Origin of the sequence: Shewanella algae (assembly GCF_009183365.2) — a bacterium.
GTDB lineage: Bacteria > Pseudomonadota > Gammaproteobacteria > Enterobacterales > Shewanellaceae > Shewanella > Shewanella algae.
In genome coordinates this window covers 3751113-3774872 of sequence record NZ_CP068230.1, presented here as the reverse complement: position 1 = coordinate 3774872, position 23760 = coordinate 3751113, and the positions used below count along the sequence as shown (strand labels likewise).

The window sequence follows — 23760 nt, the reverse complement described above, 5'->3', positions numbered from 1 at the left end:
CATAGAGATGAGCCGGCGTGTTAAGAATTTCGGAGTAAAATAGCTATGTACGCTGTTTTTCAAAGTGGTGGTAAGCAACACCGTGTTGCTGAAGGCCATACTGTTCGTTTGGAAAAAATTGAAGTTGCCACTGGTGAGACTATCGAGTTCGATCAAGTTCTGCTGATCGCTGATGGTGAAAACGTCCAAGTGGGTACCCCTCTGGTAGCAGGCGGTAAAGTTGTGGCTACTGTTGTTAGCCATGGCCGTGGTGAAAAGGTAACTATCCAAAAGTTCAACCGTCGTAAGCACCACGAGAAGAAAATGGGCCACCGTCAGTGGTTCACTGAAGTTAAAATCACTGCTATCAACGCTTAATAGGAGTCTGACTCATGGCACACAAAAAAGCTGGCGGTTCTACTCGTAACGGCCGCGATTCAGAAAGCAAACGTCTTGGTGTAAAGCGCTTCGGCGGCGAATCAGTTCTGGCTGGTAACATCATTGTTCGTCAACGTGGTACTAAATTCCACGCAGGTGTTAACGTAGGTATCGGTCGTGACCATACTCTGTTTGCCCTGACTGACGGCAAAGTTAAGTTTGAAGTTAAAGGTCCTAACAACCGTAAGTTCGTTAGCATCGAAGACTAATCTTCAAACCAGAATTGCTTGAGCCCCGCCATTGGTGGGGCTTTTGTTTTGGGCGAAAGCCATAGTTTCTGTTTTTTGGCGCCTTGCAGGGTTAGGCAGTATAATTGCCCCATTCCGTGGTGCCAGGAGTATGTATGAAGTTTGTCGATGAGGCAGTGATCAGAGTTGAAGCTGGAGATGGTGGCAGTGGCTGCGTCAGCTTCAGACGTGAAAAGTACGTGCCGGATGGTGGTCCAGACGGTGGCGATGGTGGCGACGGTGGCAGTGTTTATCTGCAAGCCGACGAAAACCTCAACACCCTGATTGACTATCGTTTTGAGCGTTTCCATATGGCCGAGCGCGGTGAAAACGGCCGCGGCCGTGACTGTACCGGTAAAGGCGGCCAGGACTTGGTACTCAAGGTACCTGTGGGTACCCGGGCGGTTGATGAAGAAACCGACGAAGTACTCGGTGACCTGACCAAGCATGGTCAGAAGCTGTTGGTGGCCAAAGGTGGTTTCCACGGTCTTGGCAATACCCGCTTCAAGAGCAGTGTTAACCGTGCCCCCAGACAAAAAACGCTGGGCACCCCCGGTGAAGTGCGTAGCTTGCGTCTTGAGCTGATGCTGTTGGCCGATGTGGGCCTGCTTGGTATGCCAAATGCAGGTAAATCGACCTTTATTCGGGCGGTTTCCCGCGCGACACCAAAAGTGGCCGATTATCCCTTTACCACCTTGGTTCCTAACCTGGGGGTAGTAAACCCACGTCCAGGGCAGAGCTTTGTAGTGGCAGATATCCCAGGGTTGATCGAAGGTGCCGCCGAAGGTGCCGGTCTGGGTATTCGCTTCCTCAAGCACCTTGAGCGTTGCCGTGTATTGCTGCATATCCTGGATATCGAGCCTATCGATGGTACCAGCCCGGCCGAAGCGGCCAAGGCGATTGTCACTGAGCTTGAAAAATACTCGCCCAAGCTGGCTTCCAAGCCACGTTGGCTGGTGTTCAACAAGACAGATCTGCTGCTGGAAGAAGAGCTGCAGGAAAGAGTCGACAGCATAGTCAAGGAGATGGGCTGGGAAGGGGATGTTTATACCATTTCGGCTTATACCCGTGAAGGCACCAAGGAACTGGCAGAAAAGCTCTATGACTTTATCAGCAGTCTGCCGGCGGAAGAGCAACAGCAAGATCCTGACGCCGATGTTGAGTTCAAATGGGACAACTACCATCAGGATAGCCTGGAAGATCTCAACGAAGACTATGATGATGAGTTCGACGATGACTTCGACGACGATGATTATGATGTTGAGGTTATTTACCAAAGATAATATCTGAGCGAGCCTGAACACCTGTGTACGCTGATACCCAAAACGATATCACCCGGCAGGTCGTCCGGGTTGCTCAGCTATTGCTGGCCTACGGCGCTGAATCTGAACTGGTTGAAGAGATCAGTCAGCGTCTTGGCCGGGCACTTGGCTTGGCCAGTGTCGAGCTATCCATCTCCTCCAATTCGCTGGTGCTCACCAGCTTGGTTTCCGGTCGTTGTATTACCACTACCCGGCGCATTCGTGAGCACGGCATTAATATGACAGTGGTGTGCGAGTTGCAACGCATTTGCCTGCTGGCCGAAAAAGGCCTCTATGGCCCCAATGAAGTCCGCAAACGCCTCGCCAGACTGCAACCCAAAACCTACCCCAAGTGGCTGCTTATCCCCATGATAGGCCTCTCCTGCGGCAGTTTTTGTCACCTGTTCGGTGGCGACCTGGCCGCATGCCTTTTCACCTTCTTTGCTTCTGTCATCGGCATGTTTGTGCGCCTGGCCATGGCGCAACGTCACTTCAATGTGTTGGTGAATTTTGCCGTGACCGCCTTTGTCACCAGCTTGGCAGCCCAGTTGGGGTATCTCTATCCTGTGACCCAAACCCCAGAGCTGGCGATGGCGGCCTCTGTGCTGATGCTTGTTCCCGGCTTTCCGATGATCAACTCGATATCGGATATGGTTAAAGGCCATATGAATGTGGGGATCTCCCGCTGGGGGCAGGCGACATTGATGACAGTTTCCTCAGTGATAGGCATTACCATTGCCATGCAGCTTGGGGGGATTTTCCTGTGATGGACACTCTGTTGTTACTGCTGAATGATGCCTTTTTCTCGGCTATTCCCGCTATGGGCTTTGCCATGCTATTCAATGTTCCCAGGCGTTATCTGCTTTACTGTGCTCTGGCCGGGGCCATAGGCCACAGCTCACGGACCTTGATGTTGCAGTTTGGCTTGCCGATAGAGTGGGCCACCTTTGCCGCTGCCGGCATCATAGGCATGGTGACTATTGCCTTTGCCAAGCGTCATCTGGCACCGCCGCTGCTGTATGCCGTGGCGGCGATTATCCCTATGATCCCGGGTTCCTATGCCTACAACACTGTGATTGCCCTGGTGCAATTGACCGCCCAGTCACAGCTCAGTACCGAGCTGTGGGAACAGGTGGTCACCAATGGCCTGAAAACCGTGTTTATTCTCGGGGCTTTGTCTGTCGGTCTGGCCATGCCCAGTCTGTTGTATTTCCGTACCCGCCCGGTGATTTAATCCAATAATAACAAGGAGCGTATATGCGCATCGCCATGATTGCCGCCATGGCCCATGACAGAGTCATAGGTAAAGATAACCAAATGCCCTGGCATCTGCCGGAAGACCTGCGTCATTTTAAGCAGATGACTCTGGGAAAGCCGGTGGTGATGGGACGTAAGACTTTCGAATCCATAGGTCGTCCTCTGCCCGGGCGCCACAACATAGTGATCAGCCGCCAGAGCGACTATGCCCCGGAAGGTGTTACCCGGGTTTCTTCCTTCAAAGAGGCTGTGGAAGCGGCCGGAAACTGCGAAGAACTGGTGGTGATAGGCGGCGGCCAGCTCTACCGGGAAATTCTGCCTCAAGCCGATACGCTGTATCTGACAGAGATAGACTTGCAAGTGGAAGGGGACACTCGCTTTCCCGAATGGGACGATGGCAGTTGGCAGCAAATTTACGAGGAAAGTGGCCATAGTGTAAAAGGGTTGGATTTTCGCTTTATCAATATGGTGAGAAAATGTTAAATTGTGACGGACTTTTGAACCCTGAAACGTGAGTGGCGCCAGCCACGAGCCGATCCTTATGCCAAGAGTCCTCAGCAGATGCGTTTGCTGAGGACTCTTGGCATTAATAACAATTACAAAAAGGAGTGTCAGATGCGTCTGTTGCCCGTGGCCATTGCTGCGCTGATTGCTGTATCCTCAGTGTCAGTCCCCTCAACTGCTAAAGCCGAAGATCTACTGGCTGCCAGTATCTGTGATTACGTCAAATCCAACGACAAAAACCGCCTGCGCAAGAAGCTGAAAGAGAACCGGATGAAGTTGCGTAACATCTATTCTGGGATCTCCTGTGACGGCGAAAGCCTGCTGCGCACCGCCTATCACAGCAACGCCGAAGATACCGGCGAGTTTATTGCCAAGCGCTTGTCAAAGACCGAACTGGAAGTGGCGGAAGCCGATGGAAAGAGCATAGTCGACTGGGCCGAAGCCAATGGTTTTGGTGCCAGTATTATCACCCAAGCCATCAAAGAGCGTCTCGGTAGCTGAGGCTAGTATCTTTCTTCGCTCGATATAAAAGCCGGGTTTAATCCCGGCTTTTGCTATCTAACGCTATAAAACTCGGGTTTTGGAAACCCATTGCTTTCTTGCTCCGAACAGCAGGTGTGCGAGAACCGTTGTTGAACGCCCTGAAGTCGTGGTGTAAATGCCTCCATGCACAATGGTCAGCTTTCCATCCTTGGTTCGCGCTCGAAAACATGTTGCTGCGCAACTCTCGCCGAGTCACAGGATCGCCTGTGCGGAAGGCAGTTCCCGGACGTCCTGTCCTTCACTGCATTCAGGCTTCCTGCCTATCCGCACCGCAGGTGATGGGCTACACCATGGCCGGAAGTTCGGCCAGTACTAACTTAGGAACTTTTAGCTGAACGCTATGATAGCCGCTGTACCAGCGGCCTAAAGTCGTGGAGCTTCGCCCCACACCCGACCAAGAAGGGATCAACAGCAATCCCCTCTTGGATCTCCCTTGCCGCCCCACACGGTGTCGAAAGCCCCTCGGCCTAATGGCGCAAATAACTAGCGCTTCAGACGCTCATCCCTGATTCGACTGTCGCTGCTTCGGCATCCATACCTCAGCCACGTTATTTGCGCCAACGGCTTTCGGCGACACCGAGGGGGACTGGTGCAATTCTGTGAGAACTAACTTGTTTGAAGCTACCTATATGCCCACAGAAATACGCCCATATTCCAGGCATAGGCGGAACTGTGACCTTCCGAGCCAGGGATGGCGAGGCAGAGCTTACAAGGAGGTACTCGCAGCGAGTTACAGGATCGCCTGTGCGAAAAGCGCACCGCAGGTGATTGGCTGCTGCTTAACCACGTTATTTGCGCCAACGGCTGTCGGCGACACCGAGGGGGAAATTGGTGCGACCCTGTTAGCCCTGAGTAGCTTGAAACATCTGAAGAGTTTGCAGACATACACCCATTTTCCAGGCGCAGGTGGAACTGTGACCTTCCGAGCCAGGGATGGCGAGGCAGAGCTTACTGGGACGTACTCGCAGCGTGTCACAGGATCGCCTGTGCGAAAGGCGCACCGCAGGTGATGGGCAGCTGCTTAGCCAGAAGCTAAGACCTAGTTTATTGATGAGTTTTGGCTTAAAACCATGATAGCCGCTGTGCCTGCGGCCTAAAGTCGTGGAGCTTCGCCCCACACCCGACCAAGAGAGGATCTGCAGCAATCCCCTCTTGGATCTCCCTTGCCGCCCCCACACGGTGTCGAAAGCCCCTCGGCCTAATGGCGCAAATAACTACCGCTTCAGACGCTCATCCCTGATTCGACTGGCGCTGCTTCGGCATCCATGCCTCAGCCACGTTATTTGCGCCAACGGCTTTCGGCGACACCGAGGGGGGAATTAGTGCAATTCTGTTAGCCCTGAGTAGCTTGAACCATTTGAAAGATCTGCAGGCATACACCTCATTTTCAGGCACAGGCGAAACTGTGACCGTCGAAAACAGGGACGTTTTCGTCGAGGCTACATGGACGTATTCACGCCGTGTCACAGGATCGCCTGTGCGAAAGGCGCACCGCAGGTGATTAGCTACACCGTGGCCGGAAGCTCGGCCAGTACTAGGTGGGACTATGACTGTCAAAAACAGAGAATAATGCAAACACCCAGTCAATTCTGTTGCAAAAACAACCTAAATCAGGGTTTTGTTGCCTTTGTCAAAACTTGACCTTTGGCTAATTGTTTTAACATTCAATGCTGGCTATTGTATAACCAATTCAAACGCTTAGTTTTAGCACTTCCTTAAGCTTAAGGCCGAAAGCAGTAGCATTTTTCCGTTTTCAGCGGAATACAGGGACGAACAGAGTTTGGACCCGTGCGGTAGCCATAGCTTTACTTAACGTTTTTTGTCGGGCCTGAGTTGTAGGGCCCTTGGTTTTAAGGCCCTTAGCTGCAGGGCTTGGCGCGCTCATGACAAGCACCTCAGAGCTGGTTTTTATACAGTATTATTGACGTTCCGGGCAAAATGCCGGAAATTTGCAGCTAAGTTTGCGCGTTATTTCTGTAACATTTTAGAAAATAGTATTAAATTCATAAGCTTAAAAAATACAGTTGGTAGATAATAGGTTTGGAAACCGCGCATGCGCATTTACACTCCTCCGAGGACTAAAACGCGCATGCGTACTATATAGCTGTTAGGGCATATGGAGCACCAATGAAAAACTTGATGGAAATATTAATCGAGTTGGAGGAGCATCTTTTCCAGCCTGATGTACGAAGTTCTTCGAGTGAGCTCGTTCAGCTAATCTCTGATGACTTTATTGAAATTGGTGCTTCAGGTTTGCGATTTGGGAAGGCAAATGTATTGGCGCGTTTACCAACTGAGGTTGCGCCTGAAATAACCGCAAGTAATTATGAGTTACGAATGTTTGGCCTGGACTGTGCTCAGTTGTTATACAAAGCGAAGATGTCAAAAATTGATCATCCATCGCCAACTTATTCACATAGGTGTTCAATCTGGCGTCGGAGTACGATCGGTCAGTGGCAAATGATTTATCATCAAGGGACAACATGCGCTCCGTTCTAGCTTGTTGCCCTAACAATCGCCACCAAAACGCCACTGCGTGGCTCGACTCGCAACAAGTTGCTCGCATTTGTGGCGGGCGTTGATATGATTCCCTTTGTCAAATAGGTCAGAGTGTCCTTACCGGAGACCCAAAAATCTCCGGTAAGGACACTCTGACAGTCGGACTTTGGCGAGTAAGTGTCGGCGGTTGACCTTGCACTCTTTTTAATAGAGCCGAGCGAGTTTGGTTATTCGCATTACTTGTGTTCGCCGCAGGGACCAGCCTCATAGATAGCACAGATTTTACTGGTCTTGGCTGTTTGATTTTTAATGAGTTTATCGAATGAACGCAGGTTGGTTGGTTGGGATTGTGCCATGGTAATGCACAGTCTCAGCAGACTTATCAGAAACCCAGGCCACGTCAGTGGTCTCCTTGTATACGTCCAACCCGATAAAAAGTGTGTTAGCTTTAGACATGTCGGCCTCCTGTGATTGTTTGCCTATTGGATCAACAAGCAGTGTGGCTCTGGTTTAACTAATCCACGAGAAAACACGGAGGCCGACACCAGCACAGGGAATCATTATGTCTATGCACAAAGGGAAAACCAGTGTTCTGGAAGAATCGCAGGTATGTAGATAAGGATATTGGTGAACTAAGCTACATTTCTGGTATGTGGCATGGTGAATCAAGCGTGCCCGCCGGCAACGTTCTGATAGATGTAGAAGGGGAGAAGGATGGACCCAACGTCCATGCGCTTACTCAGGCCAAGAGCATTTTGGCTGAATTAGATCGAATAAAGATCGAGGCTACAGCATACATCGAAAGCGAAGATATCGATGGCTTCATGAGAGGCAATGGAAGCCTGGTGTTTGATGGCTTCACTAGTTATATCAAAGACAGCCGGTTTGATCTTGGGTTCGGTCTCTCTGGTTGGGACGATGCAATAATTGTAGTTCAGTTCCAGGAGGGGCGCCCCTGTGGTTTACAGCTTGGCGACTAGGCATAACAAGGCAGAGCACGCGACAAGTGCGTGTCCACAGCGTTAGTGCTCAAAATGGAGTTCTCCTTGCCAATATACATCAAGCGTGAATCTGACAACGTGAAAATAGCCAAGTTGGCAGCAGATGACTGGGAGCTACCCTTACAAATACGTTGCCTAGAGGAATGGCTGGTAGCACAAGAAGAGAGTTTGCCTAAGGCAGACTACATTGCGGATATCGGTTTCAGTATGCGCCCAAATGCACTTGGTGGCGGTGCAATTTTAAGTGTTCGCGCCATGTCCATCATGGTAAAGCTTGGCTTAAAGCTTTATCTATCCGAATACCCGGATGACTAGATTTACGGGTACTAACAAACGACTATGGCGTCAATCCTTTATTTTGGGCGATGTTTTGGTCCCACATGATGCCATCTCGAAGCATAGAGTTTAGGATGACCACCATCTTGCGAACGCAAGCAATAATCGCCACTTTCTTTGGTTTTCCAGCTTCGAGTAATCGAGCGTAAGTGTCCTTGAAAACAGGGTTACATTGCATGGCTGACATCATGGCCATGTACAAAACGGTTCTCACCTGTGCGCGGCCTCCTTGGATGACTCGTTTCCCTTTGTAGCGTCCGCTTTCACGTGTAATAGGGGCGACGAGAAAAAAGGACAGAAAAAATGGACACCCTGCGTTAATGGCGCGGTAGTTAGCCTCCGACTATGCTTTGTTTAAGCATTTAACAAGGAGGTTATTATGCCGCGCCCTCGCCGAACTCAAATCAGCCTTGAAGATACGCCTTACTACCATTGTTGCAGCCGCGTGGTACGGCGAGCCTTTCTGTGTGGTGATGATGCCTACTCGGGCAAGAATTATGACCACCGCCGTGGTTGGGTGGAATCGTTATTGTTTGAACTGGAAGCTGTTTTTGCCATTGATGTGGCGGCATTTGCCATCATGAGTAATCATCTGCATCTGGTGTTGCATATCGATATAGAGACAGCAAACCGATGGACAGATAGAGAAGTGCTTGAGCAATGGCATAAGTTGTTCAAAGGTGACGAGTTAACCCGCAAATTCGCCCAGGGTGAGCTGATTGAAGCGTATGAAGTCCCTAGGCTGAAGCATACTATCGCGATTTATCGCAGTAGGTTATGTGACATCAGCTGGTTCATGCGTTGTCTTAACGAACCCATAGCGCGTCAAGCCAATCAGGAGGATAACTGTACCGGCCGATTCTATTCGCCGCCATCCCTGGCGCTCTCCCTGCGGGCCAGCTAAAGCTGTTCAAATTTATTCCGGATAAATTTGTGGGAAGGAAGATTTAAGTCGCAAGCCTTACTCGATGAAGCCGCGGTGTTAACCTGTATGGCGTACGTTGACCTCAATCCCATCAGAGCCAAGATGGCCGATACGCCTGAGCAGTCGGCACATACCAGCATTCGACTACGTATTCAGGCAGCATTGAAATGCGAACAACCCGCCAAGCTACTGCCCTTTATTGGCAATGAATGCGATAACCAGCGCAGTGGTATTGCGTTTGGGCTCAAGGATTATCTTGAATTGGTGGATGATACCGGGCGCTGTATTCGCGATGATAAACATGGCGCGATAGGTGAAAAGAGTGCCAAGCTGCTGACGCGGTTGAATATCCCTCATGAGAACTGGCTCAAGCTTACCACTGAGTTTGGAAGACTATTTCGTGGGCCGGTAGGCACCTTGCAAGAGCTCAGCTGTTACTGCGAACACTTGGAGAAGCGACGACGACATTTTGCAACCAACTGTCAGTACTTTCAAACGGCCTGAACCCCACGCTATTTATCTCAACCGCAGTCATTGAAACCCCCTGAACCATGGGTGGGGCTAGCACGGCTCAAATCTCGCATTTTTGCGTGAAATAGGTTCGATTTCATCAAGCCTCTGCATCTCACGGATATCTTTCGACCTTAGTGTGCTCAAATCCCCTAACGGTGCTTGAACATAGACAGAAAGAAGATTAGGTTATTGTTTTATAATGGGTGGCTTGATTTTTAGACTAAACTCTATTATATCCAGCGAATACAAACAGATAGCGATGCGCGTTTACACTCCTCCTAGGACTAAAACGCGCATGCGCACTATACAGCTGTTATAAGGCAAGCTTAAGTGACTGAGTTCATCTTTATATCCCTATTTTCAGTAGTCTTCTATCTATGGTTCAGGGCGTGCCTGAAGTTACATGAACTGACTCAAAAAGCTCACGGAGGAAATAGGAAGTTTGTGCGAGAAATAGGCGATCAACTAAGTTACTTCGAGCAGTACTTTGGGATGTTGTTTGGGAAGCCTGAGAATTACTCGTTGTATCGAACAGAGCTTGTTCCGCTAATCACTGGTACAAAAATGGCTTTTAAGCAGGCACTATGGGGAATACTTTTTTTCATTTTGTACTTGGTATTCAACTTTGCCTTATAACAAGTTAAATCATCGGAAAACCACCAGCAGGCCAAAAGCGGCCTAAGCGCGTGTGTTTTTCGCTGTTTAAAGCGTTATGTTTAAAATCCATCGAAGGAACTCTAATTAATGCAGAAATTAATCGCGATTATTGTACTTGTTGGTTTCCTGAGCGGGTGTAACTTTGAAGTGCCGGGGGCTGATGAAAAGTTTGGAACACAAAACTTCGTTTCCGCGGTGTCAATAATTGAGCTTCATAAACTTAGAAATGGTGTATACCCCAAAAGCCTTAGAGATTTAGAGTTCTTGGGCGATTGGGATGGAATATGGCTTTCAGCCGTTCGATACGAACAGAATGGTGACGGATACAATCTCTATTTAGAGCGTGGCTGGGTTGGCAAACCTAGCCTAGAGTTTCCTGTCAAATTCAAACAGGGTCTTGGTATTAAAGAAAGTAACGTTACATGGTCTGCAACCAAATAAGCATAACAAAGCAAAGGTAGCATTGCCCTGAGGGTTGAGCGCACCGCTGTTTTTGCCTTTATGTGAACTCACTAAGGAAGGTTTTATGAACTACAAAAATTTACTTTTCACCATCTGTTTTTTGTCTACTGGAACACTCGCTGCCAGTAACTATGCCTCTGTAGAATTAACCTATTTGGAACCAACAAAAACGGAAAGCACTTGGCTTCGAGACAAGGAATTCATGCCTCGCTATCCCGTTGAGTTAGCAATGAAAGGTGTAGCTGGTTGCGGAGTATTTAAGGTCACAGTCGATAAAAACGGTTCAACCGAGAGTATCACTCTCATAAGCTCTGTGCCTAAAAAGACCATTTCAAAGCCAGCAACTGACGTAATTAAAGACTGGCATTGGAAGCTAGCAGAGGACAAAACGCCAGTAAGTGAAGAAAAGCTGTTAAGGTTAGATTTTTGTATGGGTGGTAGTTCAGAAGCAGAGTCACGCTCAAAATGTAAGCAACAGGCAACTATGGTATGTGAATAGCGTTCACAGAATAAATCAAGTTAGCGGGACAATTAAATTGTATTAGTTCAGACCAGAGCTGACACTTCGTTCCGTATTTTAGCCTGCCCCCTCGCTTGCAGTGTTCATCCTGTTCTTCACTGCATTATCCCCGCTGCAGGCAATGAAACATCCGTCACCGGAAGCCCAATCAATGTTATTTGGCTATTTTGAGCTGAAAGCTATGTCGGCCGTCGTCCCCACGACAAAACCTTTGGGGAAGACGGCCGATGGTTTTAAGATTAGACTTTGAACTCGCCAACCGAAGCCTGCAACTCTTCGGCGAGTTGCGCTACCTGGTGGCTGGATTGGGCGGTCTGATCTGCGCCTGAGGCGGTTTCTTCCGATATCAGCGCAATATGTTCCAGTTTCTCTGAAACCTGCTGGCTGACCAGGTTCTGTTCCTGAGCGGCGTTGGCGATTTGGGTTCCGGCATCGAAAGCCTGATGAACAGATTCGCTGATGGCTTCCAGAGCCTGATTGGCTTGCTCTGTCTTGGCGACGCAGGAGTTGGCCTGGGCGCGGCCTTGTTCCATGACAGCGACCGCCTCTTGGGTGCCTGTTTGCAGCACCTGGATCATCTGCTGGATCTCCTGGGTCGACTCCTGGGTGCGGGATGCGAGGTTGCGTACCTCATCGGCCACAACGGCAAAGCCGCGTCCCTGTTCACCGGCCCTGGCGGCCTCGATGGCGGCGTTGAGTGCCAGTAGATTAGTCTGCTCGGCAATGCCGCGAATAACATCCAGAATCGAGCCTATGGCATCACTGTCGGAATGCACCTTGTTGATCACTTGCCCCGCCTTGGCGACTTCTTCGGCCAGCGCTTCTATAGTGCGGCGGTTTTCTTCGGCAATCATCCGCATATGCTGGGCTTCTTCATCGGCCTGTTTAATTTGGTTCAGGGCGTGGTCGGCGCTGTGGGATACCTGCTGGGCACTGGAGCTCAGCTCTGTGGTAGCCGTGGCCACTTGATCCACCTGGCTCTTCTGCTCCTGGATCCCGATAGTGGTTTGTGAGGTAACCGCCGAGGTTTGTTCGGCGGCGGCTGCCAATTGGTTGGATCTATCCAAAATGCCGCGAATAAGACCTCTGAGACTGTCGATAAGGCGGTTGCAGTTGCGGGAAAGCTCGGCAAACTCATCCTGACCAGAGTCATCCAGCTTATGGGTCAAGTCACCGGAAGCTAGGATATTCAATGCCTGATTGATACGGTTGAGTGAGGCGGTCAGTGGTTTCACCACGGCAATACTCACAGCTATGGCAACCACTATCGCCACCAGTACCACCAATAGGGTCTGCATACTGGCCGAGTCGATACTGGCCAGGGTTTTGGCGTTAATCTCGTTGGTCAGGGTTTCGATGGCACCGGAAAGAGCCCCCATTGCCTGATTGACGTTCTTCTTGTCGGTTTCCACTTGATTCAGCGCCACTTGAGTACTGGCTTTGAGCTCAAGTTGGGTCGCTTTCTGGGCCTGAATGGAGTTTTTGCCCTTAAGATGTTGGCTGAGTTTGCCAAGCTCGCTGTTCATTTCGTTGAGCACGTCGGCATCGATGACACCGGCGCCATGGCGACTGATGTACTCCAGCTTGGCCTCGGCTTCATTGATGATATAGCTAAGTTCTTTGACTATGATTTCGTACTTGCTGCGCTCTTCGGTGGCGACCAGATCGTAAACAGTGCTGATCACATTGGTGACATTGCTGTCCAGAGCGGCGGCGGAAGCGGCAATCTCCCGCTCAGTCGTGTCCTGGCTCTGTTCCAGATCCATCAGATCCAGCAGCAGACTGGCGGCATCATCAGCGGTTGTTTCCAACTGATCCCGCTGTTTATTGAGGCTTTCCTGTTGCTCCAGGGCGCTGAGGTGGTCGGCCATCATGCGTTCGCTGGTGTTGATAAAGGCCTGATAATTGCGCTCTACCTGGGGCAGGATCTCCTTGAGCCCGGGCTCTTGCTGTACCAGCTTTGACAGACTGGCAAATTGCGCCTTGAAGTTTTGCTTTTGACTGGCAAACTGCTGTTGGATAGGCGGGAGTTTATTGGCCTTGGTGACATGGTAACCCACCAGAACCAACCTTTGCTGTTCGCTGAGGGTTTCACCCAGCTCGCCGGTTGATTTGAGTGCCGGGATACTCAGTTGCTGTAGAACTTCGGTGGTGTTTTTCAGCTCATTGTTGGTGAACCAGGAAACAGCACCAAGCAGGATCAATAGCAGGGTGACTACGGCAAACCCTGCTATGACTCGGGTCGCTACATTCAACTTCATAGGCTACTCCGGAAAGGTTATGGTTTTTCTCTTGGGAAAAATCTTTTAGTTTTCATGGGCACGTTACCAGATGGTTATCGGCCAACGTCTGCTAAGTTTAACCTTTTTTTAACCTAGGTTGGGTAATTTTTTGATCTGATTCCAGGTGCCAGAGTGTCAGGTATTCTCCCCAGCAACAGCCGGTGTCCAGCGCCTGCAGTCTTTCGCCTTGGACCTTGCCCATCAGCGCGGCCCAATGGCCAAAGACCCGGGTGTAGTCAGCGGTGTTGGATGGGAATAAAAACCAGGGTTTGAGATTGGGGTCTTCACATTTGGCCGGCGGCACCTTGCAGCTGAAATCCAGCGTGCCGTCGAGATAGAGGTAACGCATCCGGGTCAGGGCGTTGATACAGTACCTGAGTCTGGGCAGGCCGCTGAGCTCACCGGACCAATCTTCCGGCTCTTCTGTGTACATCCTGGCGATGAGACTGTCTAAATAGTCGGCTCTTTGCAATGCCTGGCTGACGGCGCCTGCTTCCTGGCGTAAAGTTTGGATGTCCCACTGGGGCGGCACGCCCGCATGGGTCATAATGAGTTTGTGCTCGGGCAGTTCGCGCATCAGGGGCTGGGTTCTAACCCAGTCGATGAGGCTGTCGATATCAGCGGCTTCCAACAGTGGTTGCAGCTTGTCGCTGGGTTTGGCGCGTTTGAGCCCGGCCTTGACCGCCAGCAGATGCAGATCATGGTTACCCAGTACCGACTTGGCCGAACCGCCGAGATCGCGGAAGAATCTCAAGGTCGAGAGAGAATCCGGACCGCGGGCGACCAGATCGCCGACCGCCCAAAGTTCGTCCTTGGAGGGATTGAAATCGACTTTCTCCAGCAGGCGTTGCAACTCGTTGAAACAGCCCTGAATATCGCCGACAAAATAGTGAGCCACTGTTATCTGCCCATCAGTGTACCTGGCCGGGTACGGCCAGGCGGAAAGGAGGGATCTGGGCGTAGAAACTCTCGCCCGCATCGGTTTCCATCAGGTAACGGCCTTCCATAAAGCCCAGCGGCGTTTCCAGCACTGTGCCGCTGCTGTATTGGTAGGCAGTATTGGGCTTGATCCTCGGGGTTTCACCGACGACACCGGCGCCCTGAACCTCGCTCTGTTGGCCATTGCCATCAGTGATCACCCAGTGACGACTCTTGAGGGTCGCCGCCTCATCACCCAGATTGATAATGGTGATGGTGTAACTGAAAAGATACTTGTCTTCATCCGGCGCAGACTGGTGTTCTATGTACTGGGTCTGTACCTCGACTCTGATACGGCTTTTCTGGGGATTCATCTTAAGTTCCTGGCCAAAATCTCTGATGGAAAGGAAGGACGCCGCCCGGCGTCCGGATGTTACGCCTGACGGTCGCTCAGCAAGTTGGCGATGGCAACATACTGCTCGACACTAATCTGCTCGGGTCTGAGGCCGGGATCGATTCCCAGAGTCTCATAATCGGCATCATCAAGCAGCCCCTTGAGGTTATTTCTCAGGGTCTTGCGGCGCATGTTGAAGGCGGTGCTGGTTACTTTGCCGAGCATGGCAACGTCTTTGGCCGGCCAGGGTTTGGTTTCATAGGGTACCAGACGCACCACGGCGGAATCGACCTTAGGTGGCGGCGTGAAGCTGACCGGAGGCACTTCCAGTACCGGCACTACCTGGCAATAGTATTGGGCCATGACAGTCAGGCGGCCATAGGCCTTGCTGCCCGGGCTGGCTGAAAGCCGCAACACCACCTCTTTTTGCAACATAAAGTGCATGTTGGTGATCTGCTCGGCATATTCGAACAGATGGAACATCAGCGGCGTGGAGATATTGTATGGCAGGTTACCAAAGACCTTGAGCTTCTTGCCCTCGACCATGAGTTTGTTGAAGTCAAACTGCAGGGCATCGCCCTGATGAATTTCCAGCTTGTCTTTCAGCACAGGATGCTGCTTCAGGCGTTCTACCAGATCTCTGTCCAGCTCGACCACGGTCAGCTTGTCTATGGCACTGGCCACAGGTTCGGTCAGGGCCGCCAGACCCGGGCCGATTTCGACCATGACATGCTCATTATCCGGGGCGATAGCCGCCACAATACGGTTGATCACATTGTCATCGGTCAGGAAGTTTTGTCCGAAACGTTTTCTGGCGGTATGGCCTAAGTGTACTTTATTGCTCATTGATACTCAGTTGGATCAGTTTTTGCCGGCCAGTTCTATGGCCTTGTTGAGTGCACAGACGAAGCTACCGATATCGGCCTTGCCTGTGCCTGAGAGTTCCAGCGCCGTGCCGTGATCCACCGAAGTGCGGATATAGGGCAGGCCCAGAGTGATGTTTACCGACTTGCCAAAGCCCTGTGACTTGAGCACAGGCAGGCCCTGGTCGTGGTACATGGCCAGCACCACATCGGCATCTTGCAGATACTTGGGTTGGAACAGGGTATCGGCAGGCAGAGGGCCTATGATACGCATCTGCTCCTGCTCTCTGAGCTCGTTCAGCGCCGGGATGATTACATCCAGCTCTTCTCGTCCCAGATGGCCATCTTCACCGGCATGGGGGTTGAGGCCACAGACATAAATCTTGGGGTTGTCCAGGGCAAACTTATTCACCAGATCCTGGTGCAGTATCCTGATGATCTGATGCAGGCGTTCACGGGTGATCGCTTTGGAAACGTAAGCCAGTGGAATGTGAGTGGTCACCAGGGCTACCTGCAGACCGGGGCAGGCGAGCATCATCACCACATCCTGACAACCGGCCTGATGGGCAAAGAACTCGGTATGGCCGGAGAATGGGATCCCGGCCTGATTGATAATGCCCTTGTGTACCGGACCTGTCACCACGGCATCAAACTCGCCGTTCATATTCTTCTCACCCGCATAACGCAGGGTGTCGACCACATAGGCGCTGTTTTGCTCATTGAGCACGCCGCAGCGAGGCTCACAGGCCATGGGGAAGGGCACTATGGTCAAACTACCGGCTTGCTGTGGCTTGGCCGCTTGGCTTGGCTGGTAAGGCTTGAGCTGGAGACTGAGCCCCAGCATCTTGGCGCGCGCCTGCAACAAGGCAGGATCCGCGCACACAACCAGCTCGGCCGGCCAGTCGCGCTGCGCCAGCTGTACTACCAGATCCGGGCCTATGCCGGCAGGCTCTCCGGGGGTAATGGCAATACGTTTAATGTCCAAGCGACTTAACCTCTGTCAGTTTCTGGGTCGAAGAGTTCAATGTATGCGTCGGCCCGCATTTCGTCCAGCCAGTTCTGTAACTCTTCGTTGAATTTGCGGCGGAAGATCAACTGATGCGCACGGTTGGTATTGAACTGATCTGTGGCATCTGTTTTGCGTCTCTCTTCCAGCTGAGTGATGTGCCAGCCGTGAGTTGAGCGGAACGGCTCACTGATTTCACCCTGCTTCAGGCTGTTGAGTGTCTGGGCGAACTCGGGCACATAAATGCCGGGATCGGCCCAACCCAGCTCACCGCCTTTGGTGGCACTACCGGGATCTTCCGAGTACTGACGCGCCAGATCTTCAAACTTGGCTTCGCCGCTGCGGATCTGTTTGAGGAACTGCTGCAGCATCGCCTTGGCTCTGTCTTCAGACAGGATCGGTGACGGCTTGAGCAGGATATGGCGGGCTCTGACTTCCTCGACTTCTTTGGTCTGCAGGCCGCGGGCGTCCATGATCTTGATGATATGGAAACCGGCACCACTCTTGATAGGGCCTATGATGTCGCCTTTCTTGGCATCTGTGATCACTTCGGCAAACAGGGTAGGCATCTCATTGATGTTCATGTAATCCCAGATACCGCCTTCCAGCGCCTTGGGACCGGCGGAAGAAGCAATGGCGGTTTCACGGAAGTCGGCACCGGATTTCAGGCGCTCCAGCACGGCATTGGCACGCTTGCTGGCTCCTTCCAGTTGCTCTGAAGTGGGGTTGGAAGGCACTTCAATCAGAATGTGGCCAACCTGGTATTCCACGTCTTTCAGGCCCTGTTCCTTGATCAGCTTCACCAGGTTATTGATTTCCTGGGGTGAAACCTGAATTCGGCGCTGTACTTGAATACGCTGGATCTCGCCTATGGTTACTTCTTCACGCAGTTGCTCGCGGTATTGGCTGAAGCTGCTGCCATCGGCTTCAATTTCGGCGCGCATCTGGGCGACAGTCATGTTCTGTTGCTTGGCAATGTTTTCTATGGTTTGGTCCAGCTGCAGATCCCCGATATGCAGGCCGATACGGTCGGCCATCTGCAGTTGCAGACGGGTGAGGATCAAACGCTCAATAACCTGAGTGCGCAGCGCCTGATCCGAAGGCAGACTCTGGCCGGCGGCCTTGGCGTTGGCCTTAACAGTGTCGACCATGTTCTGGACTTCGCTTTCCAGCACTATGCCGTCGTTGATCTGCACTGCAACGCGATCCAGCAGCTGTGGTGCTGCCAGGGCAGCCTGGCTCATGACTAGAGCAAAAAATCCAAAAATCAGTTTCTTACAGGGTTTCATCCACAAAATCCTTGCCACATTTTCGTTTCGTTGGCCGCCGATGGCAGCGGCCTGGGTTGTCCAGATTGGACTCTCTGTCCCGTCCGAGGTTCAGCAATCTACCACAAATCTTGATTAATTCCTCAGATAAAGTGGTTTGCGGTAGTTGAACAGACCTTCATCCAGCATGTCACTGACCCCCAATGGACCTGAGCCGCCGAGGCCCTTGATCACAAAGTTGAGGTAGACGCCGGTTTCGAACATCTCACGCTCGTTGAGCACTGCATTCTTGAGGTCGTCCTCGTAGTTGGTCTTGATACGGTAGTGGTAGCTCAGACGCACTGCCCAGCAGCATGACTCGTACTGGAAGCCGGTATAGGTTTCCACCGAACGTTCCTCTTTGAGATCGTAATACCAGTTGCCGACAAAATAGAGGCTGTCGGTAATTGGCCAGGTGGTACGGACACCGGCCTGGGAGATATCCACTCTGTCATTGGTGTTGCTGTTGAGCAGATCCGGCACGTAACGGTAGCTGAATTGCAGCAGCTTGTTGGGGCCGGGGCGGTAGTCCAGGGTTGCTTCACTCTTCTTGTTGGAGCTATAACGGGTGTCGTATTGAATAGCACCACTGACAAACCAGTCTTTGTAGATTCTGGCATCCAGCTCGGCGGCCAGTACCGAAGTGGACGGCTGCTCGGTGAGTTCATTCTCATAGAGGCTGACCTTACTGTCGTCGAAGTAGATGATCTGGCCCAGGCTGAATTTCAGCTGTTCCAGGTTACGCTCATCAAACAGTCGGGTGGTCAAACCCAGAGTCAATTGGTTGGCATCGGCGATACGGTCCAGACCCGAGAAGCGGCGGTCGCGGAACAGGCCAAAATAGTCCTGCTGCAGTTCACCTGTGTCGTAGAGACCGATATTGGACTGATCTTCATAGCCGACATACAGGTATTGGAACTGGGGCTCCAGCGTCTGGCGGTAGTTCTGGTTGAAGTATTCGGTATAACGCTCGAAGTTTATCTGACCGTGAACCCTCACCTGAGGTAAGGTACGGCTGACGCTGTCATCCAACTCGGGCTGCTGAATATTGTGCTGCCAGTAGTTGGTCTGCATCAGCTTGACTTCACTGGTCAGCGACCCCGCCGGGCCATGGATTGGCAGACGAATGCTGGGCTCCATATGTACCCGGCTGGCGGTAGTGTAAATATCTTCTTTATGACGGAAGTTGGTTATCTCGGAGGCGAAGCTGAAATCTAGGCCTTCCCACACCCCGGGGGTACGGTAGTTGAAGTTCAGCTGTGGCATCACCTGATAAGGACGCTCTTCCTTGCCCAGTACCTTGATGTCCTGCACTCTGGCACTGAAGTCCCAGTTGTCGGTGAAGTAGGCGATTTCGCCAACCCGGGATAACTGGTTGTCGGTGGCGCGATTGACATCGGACTTGAGATCGTTGAAGTAGTTGTTGTCCGAGACATCGGTATAGTTGGCCAGCACCCGCCAGTTTTCATCCAGGGCATCGCTGTGCTCCCAGTGATACATATAGCGGTTGGGGCTGCCATCGAGCATGTTATCGCTGCCCAGATATTCGAGGTTGAACTGGCCGGTAGGCGTTTGCCGGTCGCCGGGATCGCCCAGCAGATAGCGGAATTCTGTCTTGGTAAACAAGCCCCGCGACGACATATAGTGCGGGGTAAAGGTCAGATCGTACTCAGGCGCTATGTTCCAATAAAACGGGGTGGCGATTTCGATCCCGTTGGTGGTGCTGGAACTGAAGCTGGGGAACAGGAAACCTGTCTTGCGTTTCTCCGAAACCGGCACTGTCATATAGGGAATATAGAATACCGGCACGCCACCTATTCTGAGTTTGGCATCCCAGATCTCCCCCCACTCTTCCTTGCTGTCGATTTTGATCTTCTCGGCTTCCAGTAGCCAGGAGACATTATCCGGTGGGCAAGTGGTGAAGTTGGTGTTGTTCAATACCAGGTTGTTGTTCTGGGTAATTTCCAGTTTCTGGGCGTCACCGTGAACTTGCTGGCCGTGGAGCCAGTACTGAGCGCCTTCCAGGGTGGCGTTGTTGGAACGCATCTGCGCCATCAGCGAGTCGGCGGTCACGGTAAACAGTGGGTCTTGAAACACCAGGTTGCCCTGAGCGGTTAACTGCTGCTCCTGCTGGTTGACCGTGGCTCTTTCGGCGGAAATTTTGCGCCCGGCCTGAGAAAAGGTCACATTGCCTTCGAAGGTCGCCTCGCGTCCCAATTGCGCCGAGGAGGCGTCAGAATGGATCTGTATTTTTTGATCGGCCAAAGGGCCGCTGCTTTCCCCATCCTGATGATAGGGAACCGGAGGCAAGATAACACATTGAGCGTTGTTGCCGCCCTCCTGAGGAAGGGTTTCAGCCAGCGTCAGGGGAGGTAAAAGGCTCAATGCCAGAAAATATCGGATCTGCATCTTAGGTCAATTATTTAGATTTCTTTGTCTGGACAAGTTTCGGAGGGAAAAGTTGCATCCTGCCTCGGGCAACGCAGCCATAAAAAACTCTGTATTTATTGGCTGTTTCCTGTTTTTTACCTCGGTATAATAAAGCAATTTTTCGTCAAGAGCCATGAGATGACCTTGTCTGATCCCAGATTTCTTTCCATGTCGTGCTGGTTGCAGCAACTTTTCGGTAAGCCCTTGCAAGCCAAGCTGATTTCCGGTGATGCCAGCTTTAGGCGTTATTTTCGTCTCAATGTCGATGGTTGTGATTACATAGTCACGGACTCTCCTCCCAACTTATTGGATAACAAGCCCTTTATTGCCTTGGCGCGGGCGTATCACCAAGCGGGCATTCGGGTGCCCAAGGTGCTTGAGTTCAATGAGGAAGCGGGCTTTATTCTGCAGCAGGACCTTGGCGATAACTTGTTGTTGCCCGAGTTGACCGAAACCAATGTGAGTGACTGGTATCTCAAGGCGCTGGCGATTTTGCCGGATATCGCGGCGGTGCGGGAAAGTGAGCTTGGCCCCTTGCCGGACTATGATGCGGCCTTTGTCGAACGCGAGCTGGCGATTTTCAGCGAGTGGCTGCTGGATAAACACTGGCAAGTCTCCCTGACAGCCGCTGAACATACTATGTTGGCTGAAAGCTTTGCTATTTTGACTGCCAGCGCGCTTGCGCAACCCCAGGTCGGCATGCACAGGGACTTTCACAGCCGTAATCTGATGCTTAAAGAGGGTAAGCTTTGGGTAATAGATTTTCAGGATGCCGTGTTGGGGCCTGTGACCTATGATGCAGTCTCGCTGCTGAGAGATTGCTATATACGTTGGCCGGATGCGATAGTCGAGCCGCTGCTCAAAGCCTTCTTTGAACAGTGTCGCGAGCTTGGGTTGGTTGGCAAAGATGTTGATTTTGCCACCTTCAGTCGCTGGTTCGATCTCATGGGAGTGCAGCGACACCTGAAGGCGGCGGGTATCTTTGCCCGTTTGCACCACAGAGATGGCAAGTCAGGTTATCTCAAGGATATACCGCTTACACTCGGCTATGTGGCCGATATCTGCGAGCGTTATCCTCAGTTGCAGGCGCTTTCCTCCTGGGTCAGGCAGAGGTTATTGCCGCTGACTCAACAACAGTCACAATCACAGTCCCGACCACAAGCAGAGGCACAGGAGCACAAATGAAGGCGATGATTCTGGCAGCCGGCAGAGGGGAGCGTCTGCGCCCCTTGACCGACAAGCTGCCTAAACCTCTGGTGACAGTGGCCGGTAAGCCCTTGATTGAGTATCACATTGAACGTTTGGCCGCCATGGGCGTGACTGGGTTGGTGATCAATTGCGCCTGGCAGGCAGACAAACTGATTGAACGCCTGGGAGACGGCAGCCGTTTGGGCGTGACGATTCATTACAGCCGTGAGATTGAGGCGCTGGAAACCGGCGGCGGGATCAAAAAAGCCCTGCCGCTACTTGGCAACGCGCCTTTTTTGGTGATTAACGGCGATGTGTTTATCGATGCCATGCCTGAGCTGCCCAATTTGGCTGCAGATACTCTGGCGCACCTGTTTCTGGTGGATAACCCGGCGCAGCATCCCGAGGGAGACTTCGCCTTGCTGCCGCAAACATTCGGCTATTCGCGGGTCAGTGACAGGGGCGCGCCCAGATACACTTTCTCCGGGGTGGGAATATATCGCCCCGAGTTATTCGATGGGGTAGCAGAGACACATTTTGCCTTGGCACCGCTGCTGCGGCAAAAGATGGCGCAGGGGCTTATTAGTGGCAGTCATTTCACGGGTTACTGGTGTGATGTCGGCACACTGGACAGGTTGCAACAGCTGGAGCTGAGGCAGGCGAAAGGGGCTGTTTAACCACGAGCCCGCAACCGGATAAGACAAGACAGTTCAAGATTGAGTATTGGCCCGGCCAAGCACGGGCGCACTATGGGATAACAGATGCGTATTTGGGGTAAATTTTTCGGCGGTGTCATCGGCTTTATGTTCGGGCGTTTCTTCGGTGCCTTACTGGGGATCTGGCTTGGGCATCTATATGACAAGCGGATGGCGACCTCTCAGGGCCTCCCGGGAGGCAGTCGGCAGGCACAGTTTTTCAACACCACTTTTGCCGTTATGGGGCATATCGCCAAGGCCTCGGGGCGGGTGACCGAAAATGATATCCGCATGGCCACCAGTCTGATGGATATGCTGCGCCTCAGCGGCACGGCACGAAAAGACGCCCAGCAGGCGTTTCGCGAGGGCAAGGAGCCGGACTTTGAACTGGAAGCCAGCCTGCGCCGCTTTCGGCGCATCACCTTTGGTCGCCGGGAAGTGCAGCAGATGTTTCTGGAAATTCAAATCCAGACAGCCCTGTCTGACGGTGAGCTGCAGGACAAGGAATATGCAATACTGCAGGTGATTGCCAGAGAGCTGGGATTCAGCAGCTTTCAGCTCGATGAACTGCTCAAGCGTTGGCAGGCGGAGCTGCGTTTTCAACAAGCTCCCGGCGATCACAGACCGTCGGTTGCCGATGCCTATGAAGTCTTGGGGCTGTCAGAATCCGCCAGCGATCAGGACATCAAACGCGCCTATCGCAAATTGATGAATGAACACCATCCGGATAAGTTGGTAGCCAAGGGCTTACCGGAAGAGATGATGGAGTTGGCCAAGCGTAAGGCTCAGGATATTCAGGCGGCTTACGACAGGGTCAAGAGCAGTAGAGGAATGCGCTGAGCCTCGCCCTTGGGTGTTGGCTCATGCTGTTAAAGAGGGTTCACCCAAGGAGAGCGCCATGAAACTTGCTTATTCAATTCCCTTGCTATTGGCCCTGAGCGGCCAGGCTCATGCCGAAGTGTTTGTTGCGCCGTTTGGCGGCTACAGCTTTGGCGGCAATGATCTGGACTATAGGTCCAGCGAAAGCACGGTTAATAACAACAGTAGTGCGGATATTACCGAGGCCGGTCATTTTGGCTTTATGTTGGGGTTGACGACGTCAGAGCCGGGTGACATGTATCTGCTTTACTCCCATCAGGGCACAGAGCTCAGTGGCAGCGGTTTCCCGGGCACTGACAAGCTGATGGACCTCAGCGTCGATTATCTGCATCTGGGGGGCACGCTCTATTTTCCCAAATACAAGCTGCGGCCCTATGTCACCGCCAGTGCCGGTTTGACGCAATTGCGTCCCGAGCTTGGCAGCAACGAAACCCGTTTTTCCATGGGGCTTGGGCTGGGGCTGGATTATCAACTGCTGGAGCAGCTATCCCTGTTTGCCGATGTGCGCGGCTATGCGACCCTGATAAACAGCGACAGCAGCCTGTTTTGCGATGCCAATCAGTGCTTATGGCATATCAAGGGCGATACCCTGTGGCAGGGGCAGGCCAATCTGGGGTTAAGATACCGTTTCTGAGC

Annotated in this window: 24 protein-coding genes and 1 pseudogene; 17 read left to right on the top strand and 8 right to left on the bottom strand. The window is 52.1% G+C overall.

Going from position 1 to position 23760, the window contains the following annotated elements; genetic code table 11:
* The first annotated feature begins 45 nt into the window (after positions 1–45).
* From rplU to E1N14_RS16935, 10 genes are all read left to right on the top strand, one after another.
* Positions 46–357, top strand: a complete 312-nt coding sequence (gene rplU, locus E1N14_RS16980) for a 50S ribosomal protein L21 (RefSeq protein WP_025012063.1) — start codon at positions 46–48, stop codon at positions 355–357.
* 14 nt (positions 358–371) lie between these two features.
* Positions 372–626 (top strand): 50S ribosomal protein L27, encoded by a 255-nt coding sequence (gene rpmA / locus E1N14_RS16975; protein ID WP_011760936.1) that lies wholly within the window; start codon positions 372–374, stop codon positions 624–626.
* A gap of 134 nt (positions 627–760) precedes the next feature.
* Positions 761–1927 (top strand): Obg family GTPase CgtA, encoded by a 1167-nt coding sequence (gene cgtA, locus E1N14_RS16970; RefSeq protein ID WP_025012064.1) that lies wholly within the window; start codon positions 761–763, stop codon positions 1925–1927.
* A 23-nt stretch (positions 1928–1950) separates the two neighbouring features.
* Positions 1951–2712, top strand: coding sequence for a threonine/serine exporter family protein (locus E1N14_RS16965; RefSeq protein WP_025012065.1), 762 nt, complete (start codon positions 1951–1953; stop codon positions 2710–2712).
* On the top strand, positions 2712–3179 hold the full coding sequence (locus tag E1N14_RS16960) for a threonine/serine exporter family protein (RefSeq protein WP_174840187.1): 468 nt from the start codon (positions 2712–2714) through the stop codon (positions 3177–3179). The genes E1N14_RS16965 and E1N14_RS16960 overlap by 1 nt, the downstream gene beginning before the upstream one ends.
* 23 nt (positions 3180–3202) lie before the next feature.
* Positions 3203–3685, top strand: coding sequence for a type 3 dihydrofolate reductase (folA, locus tag E1N14_RS16955; RefSeq protein ID WP_025012067.1), 483 nt, complete (start codon positions 3203–3205; stop codon positions 3683–3685).
* A 132-nt stretch (positions 3686–3817) separates the two neighbouring features.
* Positions 3818–4207 carry a DUF3718 domain-containing protein gene (locus tag E1N14_RS16950; RefSeq protein WP_025012068.1) on the top strand — a complete coding sequence of 130 codons (390 nt, stop codon included), beginning with the start codon at positions 3818–3820 and terminating at the stop codon, positions 4205–4207.
* 2169 nt (positions 4208–6376) lie between these two features.
* Positions 6377–6748 carry a nuclear transport factor 2 family protein gene (locus E1N14_RS16945; RefSeq protein ID WP_025012069.1) on the top strand — a complete coding sequence of 124 codons (372 nt, stop codon included), beginning with the start codon at positions 6377–6379 and terminating at the stop codon, positions 6746–6748.
* Between the two features lie 587 nt (positions 6749–7335).
* Positions 7336–7728, top strand: coding sequence for a hypothetical protein (locus E1N14_RS16940; protein WP_025012171.1), 393 nt, complete (start codon positions 7336–7338; stop codon positions 7726–7728).
* 66 nt (positions 7729–7794) lie between these two features.
* Positions 7795–8064, top strand: coding sequence for a hypothetical protein (locus tag E1N14_RS16935; protein WP_025012170.1), 270 nt, complete (start codon positions 7795–7797; stop codon positions 8062–8064).
* A gap of 22 nt (positions 8065–8086) precedes the next feature.
* Here E1N14_RS16935 and E1N14_RS16930 read toward each other — a convergent pair whose 3' ends face one another.
* On the bottom strand, positions 8087–8407 hold the full coding sequence (locus E1N14_RS16930; RefSeq protein WP_263858746.1) for a transposase: 321 nt from the start codon (positions 8405–8407) through the stop codon (positions 8087–8089).
* A 57-nt stretch (positions 8408–8464) separates the two neighbouring features.
* Here E1N14_RS16930 and E1N14_RS16925 point away from each other — a divergent pair.
* The 3 genes and pseudogenes from E1N14_RS16925 to E1N14_RS16915 all read left to right on the top strand — a co-directional run bounded on the left by E1N14_RS16925 (position 8465) and on the right by E1N14_RS16915 (position 11141).
* Positions 8465–9514 (top strand): annotated as a pseudogene (locus E1N14_RS16925) (transposase).
* A 753-nt stretch (positions 9515–10267) separates the two neighbouring features.
* Positions 10268–10621 (top strand): hypothetical protein, encoded by a 354-nt coding sequence (locus E1N14_RS16920; RefSeq protein WP_025011367.1) that lies wholly within the window; start codon positions 10268–10270, stop codon positions 10619–10621.
* Between the two features lie 85 nt (positions 10622–10706).
* On the top strand, positions 10707–11141 hold the full coding sequence (locus tag E1N14_RS16915; RefSeq protein ID WP_025011368.1) for an energy transducer TonB: 435 nt from the start codon (positions 10707–10709) through the stop codon (positions 11139–11141).
* Positions 11142–11401: 260 nt separating this feature from the next.
* Here E1N14_RS16915 and E1N14_RS16910 read toward each other — a convergent pair whose 3' ends face one another.
* The 7 genes from E1N14_RS16910 to lptD form a co-directional block, all read right to left on the bottom strand.
* Positions 11402–13423, bottom strand: coding sequence for a methyl-accepting chemotaxis protein (locus E1N14_RS16910; RefSeq protein WP_062793818.1), 2022 nt, complete (start codon positions 13421–13423; stop codon positions 11402–11404).
* A 97-nt stretch (positions 13424–13520) separates the two neighbouring features.
* Positions 13521–14342, bottom strand: coding sequence for a symmetrical bis(5'-nucleosyl)-tetraphosphatase (locus E1N14_RS16905; RefSeq protein ID WP_025011369.1), 822 nt, complete (start codon positions 14340–14342; stop codon positions 13521–13523).
* A 13-nt stretch (positions 14343–14355) separates the two neighbouring features.
* Complete coding sequence (gene apaG, locus E1N14_RS16900; protein WP_025011370.1) at positions 14356–14736, bottom strand: Co2+/Mg2+ efflux protein ApaG; 381 nt, start codon at positions 14734–14736, stop codon at positions 14356–14358.
* Positions 14737–14795: 59 nt separating this feature from the next.
* On the bottom strand, positions 14796–15602 hold the full coding sequence (gene rsmA, locus E1N14_RS16895) for a 16S rRNA (adenine(1518)-N(6)/adenine(1519)-N(6))-dimethyltransferase RsmA (protein ID WP_025011371.1): 807 nt from the start codon (positions 15600–15602) through the stop codon (positions 14796–14798).
* 15 nt (positions 15603–15617) lie between these two features.
* Complete coding sequence (gene pdxA, locus E1N14_RS16890) at positions 15618–16604, bottom strand: 4-hydroxythreonine-4-phosphate dehydrogenase PdxA (protein ID WP_025011372.1); 987 nt, start codon at positions 16602–16604, stop codon at positions 15618–15620.
* Between the two features lie 5 nt (positions 16605–16609).
* Complete coding sequence (surA, locus tag E1N14_RS16885) at positions 16610–17914, bottom strand: peptidylprolyl isomerase SurA (RefSeq protein WP_028781628.1); 1305 nt, start codon at positions 17912–17914, stop codon at positions 16610–16612.
* A gap of 114 nt (positions 17915–18028) precedes the next feature.
* A complete protein-coding gene (gene lptD, locus E1N14_RS16880) occupies positions 18029–20341 on the bottom strand; it encodes an LPS assembly protein LptD (RefSeq protein WP_025011373.1) in 2313 nt (770 codons plus the stop codon).
* 159 nt (positions 20342–20500) lie between these two features.
* Here lptD and E1N14_RS16875 point away from each other — a divergent pair, with 159 nt between their 5' ends.
* The 4 genes from E1N14_RS16875 (at position 20501) to E1N14_RS16860 (ending at position 23758) form a co-directional block, all read left to right on the top strand.
* The gene (locus tag E1N14_RS16875; RefSeq protein ID WP_025011374.1) at positions 20501–21547 is read left to right on the top strand and encodes an aminoglycoside phosphotransferase family protein; all 1047 of its coding nucleotides are present in this window, start codon (positions 20501–20503) and stop codon (positions 21545–21547) included.
* On the top strand, positions 21544–22227 hold the full coding sequence (gene murU / locus E1N14_RS16870; protein ID WP_025011375.1) for an N-acetylmuramate alpha-1-phosphate uridylyltransferase MurU: 684 nt from the start codon (positions 21544–21546) through the stop codon (positions 22225–22227). Before E1N14_RS16875 ends, murU begins: the two co-directional genes overlap by 4 nt.
* An 84-nt stretch (positions 22228–22311) precedes the next feature.
* Positions 22312–23085 (top strand): co-chaperone DjlA, encoded by a 774-nt coding sequence (djlA, locus tag E1N14_RS16865; protein WP_025011376.1) that lies wholly within the window; start codon positions 22312–22314, stop codon positions 23083–23085.
* A 58-nt stretch (positions 23086–23143) separates the two neighbouring features.
* Positions 23144–23758, top strand: a complete 615-nt coding sequence (locus E1N14_RS16860; protein ID WP_062793817.1) for an outer membrane beta-barrel protein — start codon at positions 23144–23146, stop codon at positions 23756–23758.
* Positions 23759–23760 lie beyond the last annotated feature (2 nt).